This is a genomic window from Nocardia fodinahabitans (genome assembly GCF_052983615.1).
The window spans coordinates 2002334-2021171 of the sequence record NZ_JBRJJC010000001.1 but is presented as its reverse complement, the minus strand read 5'-3'; the positions used below and the strand labels follow the sequence as shown (position 1 = coordinate 2021171).

The 18838-nt window shown below is 70.3% G+C and carries 17 protein-coding genes; 8 read left to right on the top strand and 9 right to left on the bottom strand.

Going from position 1 to position 18838, the window contains the following annotated elements; translation table 11 throughout:
* Positions 1-3 precede the first annotated feature (3 nt).
* The 4 genes from eat to NV348_RS09370 all read right to left on the bottom strand — a co-directional run bounded on the left by eat (position 4) and on the right by NV348_RS09370 (position 4806).
* Entirely contained in the window at positions 4-1431 is a 1428-nt protein-coding gene (gene eat / locus NV348_RS09385; protein ID WP_447146691.1) for an ethanolamine permease, read from the bottom strand.
* Positions 1432-1594: 163 nt separating this feature from the next.
* Positions 1595-1990: a DUF779 domain-containing protein gene (locus NV348_RS09380; RefSeq protein WP_447146690.1), complete on the bottom strand. Its 396-nt coding sequence runs from the start codon at positions 1988-1990 to the stop codon at positions 1595-1597.
* Positions 1990-3507: an aldehyde dehydrogenase gene (gene adh / locus NV348_RS09375; protein ID WP_447146689.1), complete on the bottom strand. Its 1518-nt coding sequence runs from the start codon at positions 3505-3507 to the stop codon at positions 1990-1992. The genes NV348_RS09380 and adh overlap by 1 nt, the downstream gene beginning before the upstream one ends.
* Before the next feature lie 87 nt (positions 3508-3594).
* A complete protein-coding gene (locus NV348_RS09370; RefSeq protein WP_447146688.1) occupies positions 3595-4806 on the bottom strand; it encodes a helix-turn-helix domain-containing protein in 1212 nt (403 codons plus the stop codon).
* Between the two features lie 150 nt (positions 4807-4956).
* Between NV348_RS09370 and NV348_RS09365 the strand changes: the two genes are divergently transcribed.
* From NV348_RS09365 to NV348_RS09355, 3 genes are all read left to right on the top strand, one after another.
* Positions 4957-5391 carry a type II toxin-antitoxin system VapC family toxin gene (locus NV348_RS09365; protein ID WP_447146687.1) on the top strand — a complete coding sequence of 145 codons (435 nt, stop codon included), beginning with the start codon at positions 4957-4959 and terminating at the stop codon, positions 5389-5391.
* Positions 5392-5457: 66 nt separating this feature from the next.
* Positions 5458-6291 carry a helix-turn-helix domain-containing protein gene (locus NV348_RS09360; protein ID WP_447146686.1) on the top strand — a complete coding sequence of 278 codons (834 nt, stop codon included), beginning with the start codon at positions 5458-5460 and terminating at the stop codon, positions 6289-6291.
* A 174-nt stretch (positions 6292-6465) separates the two neighbouring features.
* Positions 6466-7383, top strand: coding sequence for an alpha/beta hydrolase (locus tag NV348_RS09355; protein ID WP_447146685.1), 918 nt, complete (start codon positions 6466-6468; stop codon positions 7381-7383).
* Here NV348_RS09355 and NV348_RS09350 read toward each other — a convergent pair.
* Complete coding sequence (locus tag NV348_RS09350) at positions 7337-8095, bottom strand: TetR/AcrR family transcriptional regulator (RefSeq protein WP_447146684.1); 759 nt, start codon at positions 8093-8095, stop codon at positions 7337-7339. The genes NV348_RS09355 and NV348_RS09350 overlap by 47 nt on opposite strands.
* A 130-nt stretch (positions 8096-8225) precedes the next feature.
* Between NV348_RS09350 and NV348_RS09345 the strand changes: the two genes are divergently transcribed.
* Positions 8226-9416: a DUF418 domain-containing protein gene (locus NV348_RS09345; RefSeq protein WP_447146683.1), complete on the top strand. Its 1191-nt coding sequence runs from the start codon at positions 8226-8228 to the stop codon at positions 9414-9416.
* Positions 9417-9494: 78 nt separating this feature from the next.
* Here NV348_RS09345 and NV348_RS09340 read toward each other — a convergent pair whose 3' ends face one another.
* A complete protein-coding gene (locus tag NV348_RS09340) occupies positions 9495-10433 on the bottom strand; it encodes a sigma-70 family RNA polymerase sigma factor (protein WP_447146682.1) in 939 nt (312 codons plus the stop codon).
* Between the two features lie 10 nt (positions 10434-10443).
* A complete protein-coding gene (locus NV348_RS09335; RefSeq protein WP_447146681.1) occupies positions 10444-11634 on the bottom strand; it encodes an NAD(P)/FAD-dependent oxidoreductase in 1191 nt (396 codons plus the stop codon).
* A 140-nt stretch (positions 11635-11774) separates the two neighbouring features.
* Here NV348_RS09335 and NV348_RS09330 point away from each other — a divergent pair, with 140 nt between their 5' ends.
* Complete coding sequence (locus tag NV348_RS09330; RefSeq protein ID WP_447146680.1) at positions 11775-13826, top strand: thioredoxin domain-containing protein; 2052 nt, start codon at positions 11775-11777, stop codon at positions 13824-13826.
* Positions 13827-13937: 111 nt separating this feature from the next.
* On the opposite strand, the gene NV348_RS09325 is transcribed toward NV348_RS09330, so the two are convergent.
* Both NV348_RS09325 and trhA read right to left on the bottom strand, forming a co-directional pair.
* Positions 13938-15422 carry an adenylate/guanylate cyclase domain-containing protein gene (locus NV348_RS09325; protein ID WP_447146679.1) on the bottom strand — a complete coding sequence of 495 codons (1485 nt, stop codon included), beginning with the start codon at positions 15420-15422 and terminating at the stop codon, positions 13938-13940.
* Between the two features lie 115 nt (positions 15423-15537).
* Positions 15538-16206 (bottom strand): PAQR family membrane homeostasis protein TrhA, encoded by a 669-nt coding sequence (gene trhA, locus NV348_RS09320; RefSeq protein ID WP_447150987.1) that lies wholly within the window; start codon positions 16204-16206, stop codon positions 15538-15540.
* 200 nt (positions 16207-16406) lie between these two features.
* Here trhA and NV348_RS09315 point away from each other — a divergent pair, with 200 nt between their 5' ends.
* The 3 genes from NV348_RS09315 (at position 16407) to NV348_RS09305 (ending at position 18765) form a co-directional block, all read left to right on the top strand.
* A complete protein-coding gene (locus NV348_RS09315) occupies positions 16407-17186 on the top strand; it encodes an isoprenyl transferase (protein WP_218719531.1) in 780 nt (259 codons plus the stop codon).
* Between the two features lie 29 nt (positions 17187-17215).
* Positions 17216-17557 carry a hypothetical protein gene (locus tag NV348_RS09310; RefSeq protein ID WP_447146678.1) on the top strand — a complete coding sequence of 114 codons (342 nt, stop codon included), beginning with the start codon at positions 17216-17218 and terminating at the stop codon, positions 17555-17557.
* 89 nt (positions 17558-17646) lie between these two features.
* On the top strand, positions 17647-18765 hold the full coding sequence (locus NV348_RS09305; protein ID WP_447146677.1) for a hypothetical protein: 1119 nt from the start codon (positions 17647-17649) through the stop codon (positions 18763-18765).
* The last annotated feature ends 73 nt before the right edge of the window (positions 18766-18838 follow it).

Below are 18838 nucleotides of genomic sequence, written 5' to 3'. Positions count from 1 at the left end.
GGACTACTCGAGTTCTTGTTCGGCCTTGGCCAGCGCGGCGAATTCCTCGTCGGGCGACTTGGCGACCAGGTGTTTGCGACTGTAGAGGCCGAAGTAGGCCATGAAGGCGCAGAACACACCGAGGGTGAACAGCGCGGCCTTCGGGTCGACCAGGAAGGTCGCCGCCACCGAGGCCGCCGCGATGACCAGGGCGAACGAGGTGGTCGCGATGCCGCCCGGGGTGCGGTACGGGCGCGGCATGTTCGGCTCCCGGACGCGCAGCACGATGTGGCTCACCATCATCAGCACGTAGCTCACCGCGGCGCCGAACACGGCCATGTTCAGCAGCATCGCGCCCTCGCCGGTGAGCGAGAGGGCGAAGCCGATCAGGCCGGGCACGATCAGCGCCAGCACCGGCGCCTTGCGGGAGTTGGTCACCGACAGGCTGGTCGGCAGGTAGCCGGCCCGCGAGAGCGCGAAGGTCTGCCGGGAGTAGGCGTAGACGATGGAGAAGAAGCTGGCGACCAGACCGGCCAGGCCGATGTAGTTGACCACCTTGGCCGCCGGGCTGTCGCCGAGCGCCTCCACCAGCGGGTTGCCCGAGGACGCGGCGTCCTGCGCGCCGAGCGCGCCGGTCACCAGGAACAGCACCACCGCGCCGGTGACGACCAGCAGCAGCATCGCGACGATGATGCCCTTGGGCACGTTCTTCTCCGGCTCGGTGGCCTCCTCGGCCGCCAGCGGCACGCCTTCGACGGCGAGGAAGAACCAGATGGCGAACGGGATCGCGGCCCAGATGCCCAGGTAGCCGAACGGCAGGAACGACGAGGAACCGGTGGCGTCGGGGTCGGGCGCGATATTGGTCAGGTTGGCCGCGTCGAACGCGCCGAGCGCGGCGATCGCGAAGACGACCAGGCCGACCAGCGCGATCGCGGTGATCACGAACATCGCCTTGAGCGCCTCACCCGCGCCACCCAGGTGGATGCCGATGAACAGCGCGTACACCGCCAGATACACCCACCAGCCGTCGGTGATCCCGAACAGGTTCAGCGATTCCACGTAGGCGCCGATGAAGGTGGCGATGGCGGCGGGCGCGATCGCGTACTCGATGAGAACCGCTGTGCCGGTGGCGAATCCACCCCACGGGCCGAGCGCGCGGCGGGCGAAGGTGTAGCCGCCGCCCGCCGCGGGCAGCGCCGAGGACAGCTCGGCCATGCCGAGCACCATGGCCAGATACATGGCGGCGATGACGATCGCGGCGATCAGCAGACCACCGAAACCGCCCTCGGCGAGGCCGAAGTTCCAGCCGGAGTAGTCACCGGAGATCACATAGCTCACGCCGAGACCGGCCAACAGCACCCAGCCGGCCGAGCCGGAGCGCAGGGTGCGTTTGGCGAGATAGTCGTCGGCGGGCGTATCCGCACCCGTGGCGGGAATCGCGTCGGTACTCACAGGGGTAGCTCCTCATCAACAAACAAGCGCGTAGCGACGGCAACGGTGATCGTCGAGGGTTGAAGAATGGTTGACGACTGTTACGGCCGTGGATCCCACAGGTCAGCGGCGCGTATCGAGCGCCGCCGACCTGCGGAAACGATGTGACAACGCGTGTTTCACATCACTGCGGAACGGTGTCACCGGTGGGTGGCGGCGGCTGGGAATCCAGCTCGGCCACCTCGTCGTCGGTGAGCAGGCGGGAGCGGATCAGGAACCGCACGCCCTCGGGGGCTTCCAGCGAGAAACCGCTGCCCCGGCCGGACACCACGTCGACGGTGAGATGGGTGTGCTTCCAGTACTCGAACTGGTCGGCACTCATCCAGAACGGGGTGTCGCCCGGCAGATATCCCAGCAGCACGTCCGAGGCGCCCACGCGGAATTCACCGCGTGGGTAGCACATCGGGGAGCTGCCGTCGCAGCAGCCGCCGGATTGGTGGAACATGACCGGGCCGTGTTGCCCGGTCAGTTCCCGCAGCAGCGTCGCCGCCTGTTCGGTGAGGTCGACGCGCCGCACCATCAGAAGAAGCCGAGCTTCTGCGGCGAGTAGCTGACCAGCAGGTTCTTGGTCTGCTGGTAGTGGTCGAGCATCATCTTGTGGTTCTCGCGGCCGATGCCGGACTTCTTGTAGCCGCCGAAGGCCGCGTGCGCCGGGTAGGCGTGGTAGCAGTTGGTCCACACCCGGCCCGCCTTGATGCCGCGGCCGAGCCGGTAGGCGGTGTTCATATCGCGGGTCCACACGCCGGCGCCGAGACCGTAGAGGGTGTCGTTGGCGATCTTCAGCGCCTCGTCGGTGGAGTCGAAGGTGGTCACGGCGACGACCGGGCCGAAGATCTCCTCCTGGAACACGCGCATGTCGTTGCTGCCCTTGAAGATCGTCGGCTCGATGTAGAAGCCCTCGGCCAGCCCGTCGACGGTGCGGACCGCGCCGCCGGTGAGGACCTCGGCGCCTTCCTTCTTGCCGATGTCGATGTAGGACAGGATCTTCTCGAACTGATCGTTGCTGGCCTGCGCGCCGATCATGGTGGCCTCGTCGAGCGGATTGCCGCTGACGATGGCCTTGGTGCGCTCCACGCAGCGGGCCATGAACTCGTCGTAGATCGAGGACGCGATCAGCGCGCGCGAGGGACAGGTGCAGACCTCGCCCTGGTTGAGCGCGAACATCACGAAGCCCTCGACGGCCTTGTCCAGGAAGTCGTCGTCGGCGGCCATCACGTCGGACAGGAAGATGTTGGGGCTCTTGCCGCCCAGCTCCAGCGTCACCGGGATGATGTTCTCGCTGGCGTACTGCATGATCAGCCGGCCGGTGGTGGTCTCACCGGTGAAGGCGACCTTGGCCACGCGCGGGCTCGACGCCAGCGGCTTGCCCGCCTCGACGCCGAAACCGTTGACCACGTTGAGCACTCCCGGCGGCAGCAGATCCGCGACCAGCTCGACCACCTTCAGGATCGAGGCCGGGGTCTGCTCGGCGGGCTTGAGCACTACGGCATTACCGGCCGCGAGCGCGGGCGCCAGCTTCCAGGTCGCCATCAGGATCGGGAAGTTCCACGGGATGATCTGGGCGACCACGCCGAGCGGCTCGTGGAAGTGGTAGGCGATGGTGTCTTTGTCGACCTCGCTGATCCCGCCCTCCTGCGCCCGCAGCACGCCGGCGAAGTACCGGAAGTGATCGACAGCCAGCGGCAGGTCGGCGGCCAGGGTCTCGCGGACCGGCTTGCCGTTGTCCCAGGTCTCGGCGACGGCGAGGGCCTCGAGGTTCGCCTCGATCCGGTCGGCGATCTTGTTCAGGATGTTGGCGCGCTCGGCGGCGGAGGTCTCACCCCAGGCGTCGGCGGCGCGATGGGCGGCGTCGAGCGCCAGTTCGATATCGGCCGCGGTCGAGCGGGCGATCTCGCAGAACGGCTGTCCGTCCACCGGCGAGGTGTTCTCGAAGTACCGGCCCTCGACGGGCGGAACCCACTTGCCGTCGATGAAATTGTCGTACCGCGGCGCGTAGCTGACGATGCTGCCCTCGGTGCCCGGCTTGGCGTAGATCATGTGCGGAGGCTCCTCGCTGATTCCGGTGAAGCGTGACGCCCATCACTATCCGCCGCGAGGGTTGATGAAACGTTGAAGCCGGACCGATCAGGCGCGAAGAGCGCTGTGCAGGCGGGCCGCGGCGACCGCCCGGCGCGCGTCGCGCGGGGGCAGCAGGGCCAGGGCGTGTTCGTGGACCGCGATGTCGTCGGGGGCGGCCTCGCCGTAGGCCAGCGCGTGGTCGGCGTCGGGGCTGGCCAGCACGGCATTGCGCATGGCGACCTCGAGGTAGTCGCGCCACTCGCTGATGCCCGGCGTGTCCGAATCCGGAAGCAGCGGACCGTGATACAGCCGGACGGCGGTGTCGAGGTCACCGGCCTCCAGCGCGCGCAGGACGTCGACGGCGTCGCAGGACAGGGCCGTGGTGAAGCGGTAGACGCGGCTGGTGATGTCGCCGCCGGTGGCGCGGCGCAGGTAGGACATCTCCGATTTCAGGGTGCTCGCGCCGACCGCGCGATCGCCGTAGACGGCGTAGTGCAGTCGTTCGTGACTGTAGCCGTCGTCGTCGAGGGCGAGCAGGGTGAGGATCTCGAGCTGGCGCGGGCGCAGCCGGATCGGGGTGCCCTCGCGCATCAACCGGCCGGTGCCGAGACAGGTCAGCCGCATTCCCGCGGGTGCGGGCAACGCCGTATGCAATTTCGACTCGATGGCGCTGGTCATGGTGCGCACCGTGGCCATGGCCAGCGGATGCGAGCGCTTCCAGGTGGTCGACAGGTCGAGCACGCCGAGCAGGGTGCCGTCCGCGGCGCGGATCGGCGCGCAGTAACAGACCCAGCCGTGCAGGGCGGCGACCAGATGCTCGGCCGAGAACACGGTGTGCGGCTGATCGGTGCGCAGGGCGAGGGACAGGGCGTTGGTGCCCATGTGCGCCTCGTCCCAGCGGCCTCCCGGTGCGAAGTTCACCTGCTCGGCGCGCCTGCGCATGACCGGTCCGCCGTAGGTCCACAGAATCGTGCCGGAGGCGTCGGTCACCGCCGCCACGTATCCGGCGTCGTCGGCGACGCTGTGCAGCTGCTCCTTCAGCTCGGTCACCGGCCCGCGCAGCGGCGACTCCGCCCAGCGCGGCCCGATATCGGTCTCACTCTCCGGCGCGCAGTCCCGCCCCGGATCCACCGTCCGCAACGACCGCAACCACGATTGCGCCACCTCCGTCCGCACCGCCGAACTGCGCCCCAGCGCCGACTCCCCCGCGGGCACCCACTGCGCCCACTCCCGCTCCAGCGCAGCGCGCTGTGCCGAGAGTGTCAGCTGCGATGCCATCAGCGGTTTCGCGTCTTCCTGTTCGATTGCGAATCGGTTCCGTCACCCCTCATCATGCCTCAGTATCGGGCACTGAGCAGCGGTTTCGAGGGCGGTCGCGGAGTCGCGACGCACTGTAGCGCGGTGTAGCACGTCGGGCACCATGGCTGCATGAGGCAGATCAGCCAGCGCGAATTCCGGAACAACTCGGCGGCCATCATGGACGCGGTCGAGGCGGGCGAGACCATCCGCCTCACCCGTAACGGCGTCGAGATCGCCGGCGAGCTGGACCCGGCCTCACTGCCCGAGCTACCGGAGATCACCGCGATCACGCTGGCTGAGCTGAACCAAGGTGTCGCGATGGCGAAGGACCCGGTCATCCGCGCGGCGCGCTCGGAACAGCTCGGCGCCGCGATCGTGGAATTCGACCCGTTGCCGTTCGACGAGGCCGCGGCGACCAGGTACGCGACGCTGGTCGCGCTGACAAGCGCCGCGAACCGGGACCCGCGCCCGCGGCGGATGGATCTGCTCATCGCCGCGATCGCGTCCGCCAACGACCTGCCGGTCTCTACACCCGGAACACGGCCGACTTCAAGGGGCTGGTGAGCATGCTGGAGGTCGTCGCGCTGTGAGGCGGTGATCGTGGCCCGGCGTCGCTCGTACCATGGCGGTGTGCCTGTCGAGCCGGTTCGGATCGCCGGGGCTGTGGTGGATGTCGCGGTCCCGGCGCGGTCGGTGGCGGGCGTGGGGATGGCGGGGTTCGCCGGGCGGGCGGCGGCGGACATCGAGTTGCAGGTGGTGCCGTATCCGGCGTTGACGGTCTTTCTCGATTTCGGGGACGCGTTGCTGGTCGATGCCGGTGGCGGGGTCGGGCAGCGGGGCAGTGCGGTGGTCGGGCTCGGGGCAGCGCGGGTGCGCGGGCGCGCGCGGGATATCGAGCTGTTGCAGGTGCGGTTGTCGCCGGTGGTGGCGCATGCGGTGCTCGGGCCGATGGCGGGTGCGTCGGTGGTCGCGCTGGACGAGGTGTGGGGGCGGGCGGGCGAGCACCTGCGGGAGCGCCTGCACGCTGCGGTGGGGTGGGCGGAGCGGTTCGCGATCGTGCGCGCCGAGCTCGTCCGGCGGGCCGCGTCGGGCGGTCGCGTCGATCCGGAGGTCGACGTCGCGTGGCGTCTGATCGTGTTGTCCCGGGGAGGGATTCGGGTCGCGGCGCTGGCGGAGGAGGTGGGGTGGAGCCGCAAGCGGCTCTGGGCGCGGTTCCGGGCGCAGCTCGGGGTGACGCCGAAGCAGGCCGCGCAGCTGGTGCGCTTCGACTACGCCGCGCATCGCCTGGCCGCCGGCGACAGCGTCGCGCTGGTGTCGGCGGAGAGCGGATATGTCGACCAGTCGCATTTGAACCGTGCCGCAGCGGCTTTCACCGGGCTGACACCGGCGGCGGTGGCGAGCGCGCCGTGGCTGTCCGTCGACGATGTCGCATGGGCGGGTCGCCCGTACGCGACCGCCGGCTGAGTCGCGCTTTCTCGAAGAAGGAGGATAACTCGGCACCGGTCGACGGCAACAGCCCCCTGCGGCCGACGGGAACATTTGTCCAATACCTCGATCCGCGAGCGGCCGATGCTGAGTGTCGTGTCCGCAACCGCGCGACCGGCGACGACCGGCGCGGTGTGATCGAGGAGGAGCGACATGAACGACGTGACCGCGCGCGAACGAGCGCCCCGGGGCGTCCGGCTGCTGCACGCCCTGCAGCGGGAGCCGGACTGGCCGTCGCTGACACCCGAGGAGCTGGTCGTCGTCCGGGATGCCGCCAACCGCAGGGCGGCGGCCAGATTCGCCCGCGTGATCACCGGGTTTCCCGATCGGGGCGCCGCGATCGACTGGCGGGAAGTGACGCTGCCCGATCGCGTGCTCCCCGTCCGGGTGTACCGGCCGGTGCGTGGAGATGCGGCGCCGCTGCCGCTGATCGTGCATATCCACGGTGGTGGATTCGTCGGCACCGCGCCCCAATGCGACTGGGCCAACAGCCATCTCGCCGCTCGCCTGCCCGCGGTCGTCGTCTCGGTGGAGCATCGGCTGCTCGCGCCGGGCACTCCGCTGTCGGCGGCCGTCGAGGATGGCTGGGAAGTGCTGCGCTGGCTGGTGGCGCACGCCGAGGACTGGGGCATCGATCCGGGGCGGGTCGCCGTCGCCGGGGAGAGCACCGGCGGGCTGATCGCCGCCATGGCCGCGATCCGGGCCGCGGCCACCGAACTGCCGCTCCGGGCGCAGATCCTGGCTGAACCGCGCGCGTCTGGACCTGTTCCACCGGCTGGCCGTGGCGCCGACGCCCGCGCGGTCTCACCGCTCTACGCGGACCTGAGCGGTCTGGCCCCGGCACTGGTCCTGGTCCCGACGGTCGACCCGGTCGCCGACCAGGGCCGCCGCTACGCCGAGCGGCCGCGCGAATCCGGCACGCCGGTGCGGCTCACCGAACACCCGGGCGCACCGCATGCCTTCATCACCCTGCCGGGGCTGGTGCCGCAGGCGAAGACGGCACGGGCCCAGACGGTCGAATTCCTCACCGATCGGCTTGTGGCGCGGCGATCTCCGCGGCGACGCCGTTGAGGATGAGTTCGAGGCCGAAGGTGAAGTCGCTGTCGTCCGGCGTGCTCGGCGGCGACCGGAACAGCGGGGCGGCGAAGAGCCGGGCCGCCTCCGGGTACCGATCCGCGTCGACCAGGCCGGCGAGCGCGCTGCCGTAGTTCTGGTTGACCTGTGACTCGCTCAGGCCGGATCCCGCTCTGCCGTCGGTCAATTGCTGGGTGAGCAGGCTCGCCTGCCGGACGTGCATGCTCACCAGCATCACGATGCCCAGTTTGGTCCCCCAGTCGAGCCCGGTCGCCGCGAGGGGGCGCAGCGCGCCGTCCATCCAGCTGATCGCGTTGGGTCCACGGGGTGGTCCGGCGATCGGCAGTTGTGGCACCCACGGGTGCGCGGCGTACGCCGCGAGCAGGGCGTGCGCCCACTGCCGGAGTCCGTCGCGCCACTGGCCCGGTGCGGTCGTCCGGTCCGGCGCCGGGCCCAGCGCGAGGTCGGACATCAACTCGAACAGCTCGTTCTTCGAGCCGACGTGGCGATAGAGCGCCATCTTCGTGAAGCCGAGGGCCGAGGCGACTTTGCTCAGCGTCACCTCGGCCAGGCCGTCCCGGTCGGCCAGGTCCACCGCCGTGCGCACGACCGTGTCGACGTCGAGTTCGGCCGGCCGTCCGAGTCGCGCCTGCGCGGGCAGCCGCCAGAGCCTGGCCAGGTCGGCGGGCATCGCCTCGTCGGCCGTCACGGCAACTACCTCCTCGGGGTTCGGCGGCGCCGGTTCGGCCGCTCTCGAAAATACTATCGCCGTAGTTAGTATCTCAAGGATAGTATCCTATAGAAAGTATCTAGGACCGCTGCGAGAGATGGGCAATCGCATGACCGATCAACTGGTTGCGCCTGGATCCCGGGTGCACGACGTCGACGCGCTGCGCGGCTTCGCGCTGCTGGGGATCTTCATCGTCAACATCACCTTCATGGCCTCGGGATATCCGGGCAATCTGGTCGTCGACCCGCAGTTCACCTCGACTCTCGACGATGTCGTGCGTGGCGTGTCGTCGGTGTTCGTCGACATGAAGTTCTATCTGCTGTTCTCGTTCCTGTTCGGCTACAGCTTCACCCTGCAGATGGAATCGGCGGCCGCGGCCCGGACCGCGTTCGAGCCGCGCATGCTGCGCCGGATCGCGGGGCTGTTCCTGCTCGGCGTGCTGCATATCGTGTTCCTGTACGGCGGGGATGTGCTGACGACCTACGCGCTGGCCTGCCTGGTGCTGTTCTGGATGCGGCGCTGCCGGGACCGCACGGCGCTGCGGGTGGCCGCCGCGCTGTACGGCGTCGTGCTGGTGAGCCTGGTGTCGAGCGGGCTGTTCCTCGACGCGTCGGCCGTGCTGCCGTCGGCGGAACAGGCCCGCGCCAACGCCGAGCAGTCGACCGTGGCGATGCTGGGTGGCTGGGGCGACGTCATCGGCCAGCATCTCGACGGCCTGCCGCTGCTGATCCTGCAGGCCGTCACCATGCAGGGCCCGACCGCGCTCGCGATGTTCCTGCTCGGCCTCGTCGCGGGTCGCAGGCGGTTGCTCGCGCGGGTGCGCGGCGACGAGCCGATCCTGCGGCGCATCCAGTGGATCGGCTTTCCGGTGGGTGTGGCCGGCGGCCTGCTGTACGCCTTCGGCGGGGGCAATGGGCACACGCTCGCCGTCGCCGCGAGCGTCGCCACCGCGCCGCTGCTGGCCGCCGCCTATGTCGCGACGCTGCTGCGTCTGATGCACAGCCCGCGCACCGCGTGGATCCGCGCGGCGCTGGCACCGGCGGGACGGATCGCCCTGACCAACTATCTCGGCCAGTCTGCGATCGGGCTGGTGCTTTTCACCGGAGTCGGGTTCGGCCTGGCCGGACAGTTGTCGCCGCCGGCCACGATGGCGCTGGCGCTGGCGATCTTCGCGCTCCAGCTGTGGGTGAGCGCGGTGTGGTTGCGCCGGTATCGATACGGGCCCGCCGAGTGGCTGCTGCGGTGGGTCACCCTTGGGCGCAGGCCCGCCTGGCGGGTGACGCCGGCCCTGGTCGGCTGAGGTCTTCGATCTACTCGCCGTTCAGCCTGCGGTTCTTCGGCACGCACATGACCGTCTCGGCGCGGAAGGCCCAGCGGCTCACCACTCCTCGACCAGCGGGGCATCGTGTGCCTGCCGCTGCCATCGCTCGGTGAAGCGACCGAGCCGGGCCGGGGCGGCGATGCCACGGAGGCAGCCGATCTTGCCGTCCCGGATCTCCAGGATCGCCACCCCAAGGACGCGATCGTCGAGCGTGAAGAGCATGGCCGGGCAGCCGTTGACCACGGCGGCATGGATCGAGGGCGCGCCGCCGACGAGTTTGTGCTTGGCGGGTGTCGGGGTGAAGCCGACTCGCACCGCCGCGGCGAGCTGCTCCGGGGTCGGGTACCGGATCAGCTTCGTGGCCAGTCCCAGCGCGCCGTCGGAGACGCCGGTCGCGTCGTCGGTCAGCAGGGCCACCAACCGCTCGGTCCGGCCCGACGCCGCGGCGGCGACGAACGCCTCGACGATCCGTCGCGCGGAGACCTGGTCCAGGTCGGTGGCGTGGCCTCCGGCCGCGATTCGGCGCTTGGCTCGATGGGCGTGCTGCTGACTCGCGGATTCGGTGATACCGAGGATCCCGGCTATCTCGGCATGACTGTGCGAAAAGGCTTCGCGCAGTACGTAGACGGCCCGTTCGACGGGCGAGAGCCGCTCCATCAGCATCAGCACCGCCAAGGTCACGGATTCGCGCTGCACGGCGGTCTCGGCCGGGCCGAGCATGGGGTCGCCGTCGAGCAGCGGCTCGGGCATCCACGCGCCGACGGCGCGCTCACGGCGTACCTGCGCCGAGCGGAGCCGGTCGACCGCCAGGTTGGTGACGATCTTGGTCAGCCAAGCCTCGGGCACCTCGACGTAGTCCCGGTCGGCGGCGTGCCACCGCAGGAACGCGTCCTGCACCGTGTCCTCGGCGTCGGCGGCCGAGCCCAGCAGGCGATATGCCAGCGAGGCCAGCCGATTCCGGCTGGCCTCGAAGTGCTCCACGGCAGCGGTGTCCATGCGCACGACCCTAGGCGGAAACCGCCCGGGACGAGACCGCGCGAGCGGTGGCCAGGCGGTATCGGTGATTCGACTTCCCGAAGGTCGGGCGGCTGATCGCCCAGGCGCTGCCCGCCACGATCAGCGCCTTGACCCGGGCCGCCGACCGCCCGCGCAGGGCCCCGGACTTCGCTTGCGCGTGCCGGTCGACCAGCTGGAAGAGCCCGTCCTTGCGGCCGAGGCTGATGTGGTTGCCGACATAGGACAGCGCGGTCGCCTTGATCTTGCGCCCGGTCAGATCCCCGACGATCGCCGCGGCCGCCTGCATCCCGGTGAAGCCCGCCGACGCGCACGACATCGGCAGCGGCAGTCCGTTCTCGCCGAGGACGAAGACGCTGTCACCGGCCACGTACACCTCCGGGTGCGAGATCGACCGCATCTGCCGGTCGACGGTGATCCGGCCGTCGGGTTCCACCGCGAGACCACTGCCCGCGGCGATCGGCGGCACGGCGAACCCGGCGGCCCACACGGTCGCGTCGGCGGCGAACACGGTCCCGTCGGTGGCGAAGGCGGCCGCCTGCTCGACTCGCTCGATCTCGGTGTGCTCGTGGACCGTGATGCCGAACCGGTCGAAGGCGCGCAGCAGGTGCGCGCGCGCTTTCGGGCCCAGCCAGCCACCGAGCTCGCCGCTGGTGGCCAGGCCGACGCGCAGTCCCGGATGGGCTTCGGCGATCTCGGTGGCGGTCTCGATCGCGGTCAGATTGCCGCCGACCACCAGGACCTGCCCGTCCTCGCCCAGCTCGTCAAGGCGGGCGCGCAGGCGCAGCGCGGAGGGCCGCGCGGCGACGTGGAAGGCGTGCTCGGCGACGCCGGGGACGCCGTGGTCGGCGGCGGTGCTGCCGAGGGTGTAGAGCAGGGTGTCGTAGCCGAGCCGGTCGGTGCCCGCGTCGTCGGTGACCGTCACCGTCCGGCGGTCGGCGTCGACGCCGGTCACCCGCGCCACCCGGAGCTCGATGCCGGTGCCCGCGAAGACCTCGGTCAGCGGCCGGTGGGGGAGTTCGTGCCCGGCGGCGAGCTGGTGCAGACGCAGCCGCTCGACGAAATCGGGCTCGGCATTGACGACGGTGATCTCGACGTCGTCGGAATGCAGCTGGCGGGCCAGATATCCGGCGGTGTAGGCCCCGGCGTAGCCGGCCCCGAGTACGACGATGCGGTGCTTCATGGTTCGCTCCTGTCTGGTTCGCGTGCTCCTTGAACGAGACAGCCCCCGATTCCCTGACAGCGTCCGGCCATGACCTGGGTCACTCGCCGGGAAAGGGCGGCGCACTAGGCTGGCCGAACCGAATCTGGAAGGCTGGCATTGTGAACCGGTTGGGTAGCGCGACTTCGCCGTATCTGCGTCAGCATGCCGACAACCCGGTGCATTGGCGGGAGTGGGATGCCGATGCGCTCGCCGAGGCGGCCGAGCGGGATGTGCCGATCCTGTTGTCGATCGGCTACGCGTCGTGTCACTGGTGTCATGTGATGGCGCACGAGTCGTTCGAGGACGCGGCCACGGCCGAGCAGATGAACGCCGGGTTCGTGTGCGTGAAGGTGGACCGGGAGGAACGCCCCGACCTCGACGCGGTGTACATGAACGCGACCGTCGCCATGACCGGGCAGGGCGGGTGGCCGATGACCTGCTTCCTCACGCCCGACGGCGCGCCGTTCTACTGCGGCACGTACTACCCGAAGCTGCCGCGCGGCGGGATGCCGTCGTTCACCCAACTGCTCAGCGCGATCACCGATACCTGGCGCAACCGTCGTGAGGACGTGGACAAGGCGGCCGAGCAGGTCACCGACGCGCTGCGCGCGCAGGCGACCGGGCTGCCCGATGCCGAATTCGCCGTCGTACCGGATCTGCTCGACAAGGCGGTGCTCGCGATCGCCGCCGACGAGGATCGCGAGCACGGCGGTTTCGGCGGGGCGCCGAAGTTTCCGCCGTCGGCGCTGCTGGAAGGTCTGCTGCGGCACTGGGAACGCACCGGCGATCAGGCCGTGTTCGACCTGGTCGAGCGCACCGCCGAGGCGATGGCCCGTGGCGGCATCTACGACCAGCTGCGCGGCGGCTTCGCCCGGTACTCGGTCGACGCGGGCTGGCTCATCCCGCACTTCGAGAAGATGCTCTACGACAACGCCCTGCTGCTGCGCGCTTACGCCCACCTCGCCCGCCGCGCGCCCGCGACGCCGCTGGAGTCGTTGCCGCACCGCGTGACTCGCGAAACCGTCGAGTTCCTGCTCGCCGACCTCGGCACCGCGGACGGCGCGTTCGCCTCCGCGCTCGACGCCGACACCCACCTGGAACCGGGCGGCCCCGGGGTCGAGGGCGCCACCTATGTGTGGACGCCGTCGGAGCTGATCGGCGACCTCGGTCCGCTCGACGGGGTCTGGGCCGCAGAGGCTTTCGGCGTCAGCACGGGCGGCAATTTCGAACAGGGCACCTCGGTGCTGACCCGCCGCAGCGATCCCGTCGACGCCGAACAGTCGGCCCGCTTCGACCGCCTGCGCACCCGCCTGCTGGAACTGCGTGCCCAGCGGCCGCAGCCCGCCCGCGACGACAAGGTGGTCACCGCCTGGAACGGCATGGCGATCACCGCGCTCGCCGAAGCCGGTGCGGCACTGGAGGAACCGTCGTGGGTGGCGGCCGCCGTCCGCTGCGCGCGCTTCCTGCTCGACGTCCACCTGGTCGACGGCAGACTGCGCCGCGCCTCGCTCGACGGCGTCGCGGGCACCCCGCCCGGTGTCCTCGAGGACTATGCCTGGCTCACCACCGGCCTGCTCGCCCTCTATCAGGCCACCGGCGAACCCGACTGGCTCGCCGCCGCACAGGTGTTGCTGGACAGCGCGATCGACCACTTCGCCGACCTCGACCGCCCCGGCAGCTGGTTCGACACCGCCGACGACGCCGAAACCCTCGTCGCCCGTCCACGCGACCCGGTAGACGGCGCCACTCCGGCAGGCTCCTCGGCCCTCGCCGAAGCCCTCCTCACCGCCTCCGCCGTCGCCGACCCCGAGCGCGCCCTCCGCTACCGCGAACTCGCCGACCACACCCTGGGTCGCGGCGCGGTCCTGCTGGCCCGCGCGCCCCGCACCGCGGGACACTGGCTCGCGGTCGCCGAAGCCTCGCTCCGCGGCCCCATCCAGGTGGCCGTCACCGCCATCGAGAAGTCCTCGGCCGCAACCGAACTCCTCGCCGCCGCCCGCACCTGGGCCCCCGGCGGCTCGATCGTTCTGGCGGGCCCGCCCGACTCCGCGCCACTGCTGGCCGACCGCCCACTGGTCGACGACGCCCCCGCCGCCTACGTGTGCCGCGGCGCGGTCTGCGACCTCCCCGTCACCGACCCCGCCGCCCTGACCGCCGCCCTGCGCGAGTAGCACCGCCGCGCCTGATCGACGCGGGCGGCGCGTCGATGCGCGGTTCCGGCCGACCACCGGCCGGCGGATTCCCTACCGTCAGTGGTGCGTTCGGCGACGCGCTTGATCAGCTCACTGCCGTCCCGGCTTGATGTCGGTCCAGGTGCGGGTGCGGCCGGGGATGCCGCGTAGGCGCAGTTCCTTGTAGCGCTTCCAGTTGGCGCGTTCGGTGGCGGTCGCGGCTTGCAGGACCGCGTCGCTGACGAGGACGCGGCGGTCGACCTCCTTGGCCATGGCGGTGAGGCGGGCGGCCTCGTTGACCGCGTCGCCGATGACGGTGAATTCGAGGCGGGTGTCGGCGCCGACGTCGCCGGCGAAGACCTGGCCGCGGGCGACGCCGATGCCGACGTCGAGTTCGCCGGTGGCGACGACCTCGTCGCGGATGCGGCGGGCGGCGCGCAGGGCGGGGGTGGCGTTGTCGTCGAGGGCGGAGGGGGCGCCGAAGATACACAGGGCGGCGTCGCCCGCGAACTTGTTGACCAGGCCGCCGTTGTCCTCGGTGGCGGCCACGACGGTGGCCAGCAGCCGGTTGAGTTTGTGGACGAACTGTTCCGGCGCCATCTCGGCCGACAGCTGCACCGATCCGGTGACGTCGACGAACAGCGCCGAGACGATCCGCACGTCACCGGTCAGGCCGGTGCTGCCCGAGAGCGCGCGTTCGGCGACGGTCGAGCCGACGTGCCTGCCGAAGACATCCTCGGTGTGCTGCTGATCCTGCAGGGTCGCAGCCAGTTCGTTGACGGACTGTTCCAGCCGCCCGATCTCACTGGCGCTGCCGACGGGCACCCGCACGTCGAGTTCGCCGCGGGTGATCCGGTCCAGCGCCCGGTACATCGTGCGCATCGGGGTGGCGACCGAGCGGGCGAGCAGCGCGGTGGCCAGCGCGCCGACGGCCAGGGCGACGAGGGTGAAGATCCAGGCGGCACGCACCCGGTCCTCGGCCGGGGTGGCCGGATCGTTGAGCACCGTGATGATGATCAGCCCGGGCAGCGCGCTCGACACCGCCCAGGTGACGAGCACCCGCACGAGCACGGTGGAGCTCGGATGCACGGTGGGCCCGAGCACCGAGGTGATGATCGGGACGGCGGGCCGGATCAGCCGGTCGAGGATCAGGTAGGTCGCGCCCGCCGATTCCAGGGCGCCGAGCGCGAATCCGGCGATCACGACCGCTTTGTTGTCGTAGTCGGTGAACCGGTCGACCAGCCAGACCGTCAGCGCGATGCCCGGGATCCACAGCACGATCGCGCGCACGGTGATCGCGGCGGGCAGCGCGATCAGGCGTCGCGCTTCCTCCGGTGTCGGCTTGCGGCCGTTGTCGAGCCAGCGCAGATATCGGCGCCGGTCGTAGATGGCCATCGCGATGCCGACGCCAACGGCGAACGTGGGATAGATGGCCAGCAGCCAGGCCGCTTCCCGCCAGTTCGGGCCGACCCGGCTGAAGACGCCGTCCGCCCAGGCGATGAGGAAGATGGCCGCGAGGCCGACGACATTGGCGGTGATGACGACCAGCGCCAGGCCCCAGTAGCTGCGCAGCGCCCAGCGGACCAGCCGGTTCATCGCGCACGCCCGGGCTCGGCGCGCCGAAACGCCCGGCTATCACGAGCTGCGCTGACAGATGACACGAATATCGAGCATAGAAGGCCCGGTCGCGCCCACCGCGCGCACGCGCCGGTCAGCCGAGGACGACCAGCCAGATCGCGAGGTAATGGCAGAGCGCCGCGATCACGGTCGCGGCATGGAAGAACTCGTGATGCCCGAAGTGCGTCGGCCACGGATTCGGCCATTTCGTGGCGTAGAGGATCGCGCCGACGCTGTAGATCACGCCGCCGACGGCCAGCAGCACCAGCGGCAATACCCCCACGTTGTGTAGCAGTTCGGGTGCCACCGGCACGATCGCCCAGCCCAGCAGCAGATACAGCGGCACCCCCACCCAGCGCGGCGCCGTCGGCCACAACAGCTTCAACGCCACCCCGGCGAGCGCCCCCGCCCACACGACGACCAGCAAGGTCCGCCCGGTTGTCCCCGGCAGCCCGAGCAACGCGAACGGTGTGTAACTGCCCGCGATGAACAGAAAGATCATCGAATGATCGGCCCGCTTCATCCGCACCCGCGCCCGCGTACTGCGCCAGGTCACCCGGTGATACACCGCGCTGATCCCGAACAGCGCACACACCGAGATCCCGTAGAGCAGCGTCGACCACCCCGCGGTAGCCGACTCCCGGAACCCGAACACCACGAGCACCGCCACCGCGACAGCGGCGACCCCCACCGCCCAGGTATGAATCCACCCCCGCAGCAGCGGCTTGCCGAGCACGACCGGCTCCTCGACCCCAGCCCGCACAGCCTCCACGCATCCTCCAAGGTCCAAACCTACGGTACCGTAAGTTACCGCCCACAGTACGTCAGAACCCACCCCCACCACCACAAACGTGCCCACCCCCACAGCGTCCGCTACCGTCTCCGCCGGTCGGGTACGCAGCTCACGCCCTCCTCGCGACCGGCAAAATACCCGGAGGGGCGTTCCAGGCGTAGGGTGCGGGCGTGGAGTTTCTCGGTCGGGTGCGTGGTCTGCCGTATCGCATTTACGAAGCCAGACTGTCCAAGCAGCTGGCCGATAAGCAGCATCCCCGCCATGTCGCCGTGATGTGCGACGGCAATCGCCGCTGGGCGCGGGAGAACGGGTTCACCGACGTCAGCCACGGCCATCGGGTCGGCGCGCTGAAGATCGCCGAGCTGGTCGGCTGGTGCTCCGACGAGGGCATCGAGATGGTCACCGTCTATCTGCTGTCGACGGAGAACCTGCGCCGGGATCCGGACGAGCTGGAGACGCTGTTCGAGGTCATCACCGATGTGGTGGAGGAGCTGTCCGCGCCGGAGCAGAACTGGAGCGTGCGGATCGTCGGCTCGCTGGCGGGTTTCCCGGAGCTGATCGCGAAGCGGCTGCGGGTGGCGGCCGAGCGCACGAGCGGCCGCGACGGTGTGCATGTGAATGTGGCGGTGGGCTACGGCGGGCGTCAGGAGATCACCGACGCCGTGCGTTCGCTGGTGCGTCAGGAGATCGCCGCGGGCGAGTCGGGTGAGGATCTGGTGCAGTCGATCACGGTCGACGCGATCGGTCAGCATCTCTACACCTCCGGCCAGCCGGATCCGGATCTGGTCATCAGAACCTCTGGTGAGCAGCGGCTTTCGGGTTTCCTGTTGTGGCAGAGCGCCTATTCGGAAATCTGGTTCACCGAGGCGTATTGGCCGGAGTTCCGGCGGGTCGACTTCTTGCGCGCGCTGCGCGATTACGCCGCGCGGCACCGTCGTTTCGGCGTGTGATGCCGTAACGTTCGCGTACTCTGCGGGCAGTGGACCCCGAACAGCCTTCTTATATCAGTTATGAGGAATTCGGCAGGCGTTTCCTGGAATACGCCGTCTCCGAGCAGCGGATCGCCGCGGCCTTCGGTGAACTCACCGGCGCGGCTTTCGATTTCGGGCCGATCGGGGTGGGACCGGGTCGCCTGGCGAAGGTCATCGATATCGCGGAGCCGCGGGCCGGTGATGTGCGGGTGAATGTGGCGAGTGCGACCAAGCGGGGGCAGTTGCTGCGGGTACTGGCCAGTGTCGATCACGAGATCCGGAAGCCGGAGATCGCGGCGGTCCGCAATATCGATGTGGCGACCAGGCTCGACGCGGCCTGGAAGTTGTAGGAGAGTCGCCCCGATCGCGGGCGGGCGCGGGCTACGCTGCTGCCCGGGACCAGGCCCGACGACACGTGCAGGGGTGAGCTGTGGGAGTTGTGACCAAGCCAGGATCGAGTCGGCGCGCGCGGATCGCGGCGCTCGGCGCGGTGTCGAGTGCCGTGCTGCTCGTCGCGGGCTGCGGCGCCGACCGCACGGCGCCGCCCCGGATCACGCCCGAGGACCAGCCGCAGGCATCGGGCGCGGTGTTCGCCTATCGCACCGAGGGGGAACTGGCGGTGGTGCGCGGGGCCGACACCCTCCGTGCGCCGGGGAGCTTCGGCTATTCGTCGGCCACGGTCGGTTTCACCAGGGATGGGAAGTTCGCGTTCGCGGTGGAGTCGGGGTCCAAGGCACTGGTGGCGTTACGGGTTGCCGATGGCGCGGTGTCGCGAATCGAATGCGATTGCACCGATGCTGTCGCCTTGCGCGGGTCGGTGCTGGCGTGGTGGCGGGAGCCGGGTCAGATCATGACCATGGATCTGTCCGGCACCGCGCCCCCGGCACCGGAACAGGATGTGACGCTGCCGGATTCGCCGAGTCCGCTCTCGGGCGGCAGGTGGGACGGGGCCCGGCTGGTCGCGGCGACCGACGAGTTCCTGCTGCTGGCCCGGGTGGAGTCGCGCGGCCTGTGGTGGGAGAAGAACCACCTGTACGCGATCGGCACCGAGGCGATCCTGCCACTGGGCCGGGTGCCCGGCATCGATGCCAACCTGTCGGCCGCCGCCGGACCCGACGGCCACACCTTCGTGCTGGCGGGCACGACCGCGCGCAGCGCGTCCTGCGGCACCGGCCACGTGGCGACCATCGACGCCCGCTCCAACGCCGTGCAGGCACTGCCCGAACTGCCGGGCGAGTGCTCGTCGGCCTACAGCCCGCGCTGGGGCGGGGACGGCACGATGACCGTCGCCACCAGGAAGTGGGCCGACCTGGCGGGCGCGCCCAGCGCCGTCGACCGGTTGCAGTCGGCGGCCCAGGGCTGGGCGCCGGTCGGCGAGCAGCCGGTGGTCGACATGCTGCCGCGAGCCCAGGAGTCGGTGATCCAGGTCGTCGCGGGTGATCCGACCGCCGCGCGCGATACCCCGCGCGGGGTGCTCGTCGTCGAGAAGGGCGGCACGCGAACCGAACTCGCCACCCAGGTGGTATCGCTGGGCGCGCCTGCCGCGACGCAAAGGTAGATCTGCCCCACGATCCGACGGTGGCGCGACCGATCCATGCGGCTCCGCGCCCGTCGCGGCTTCGGCCGTGGTG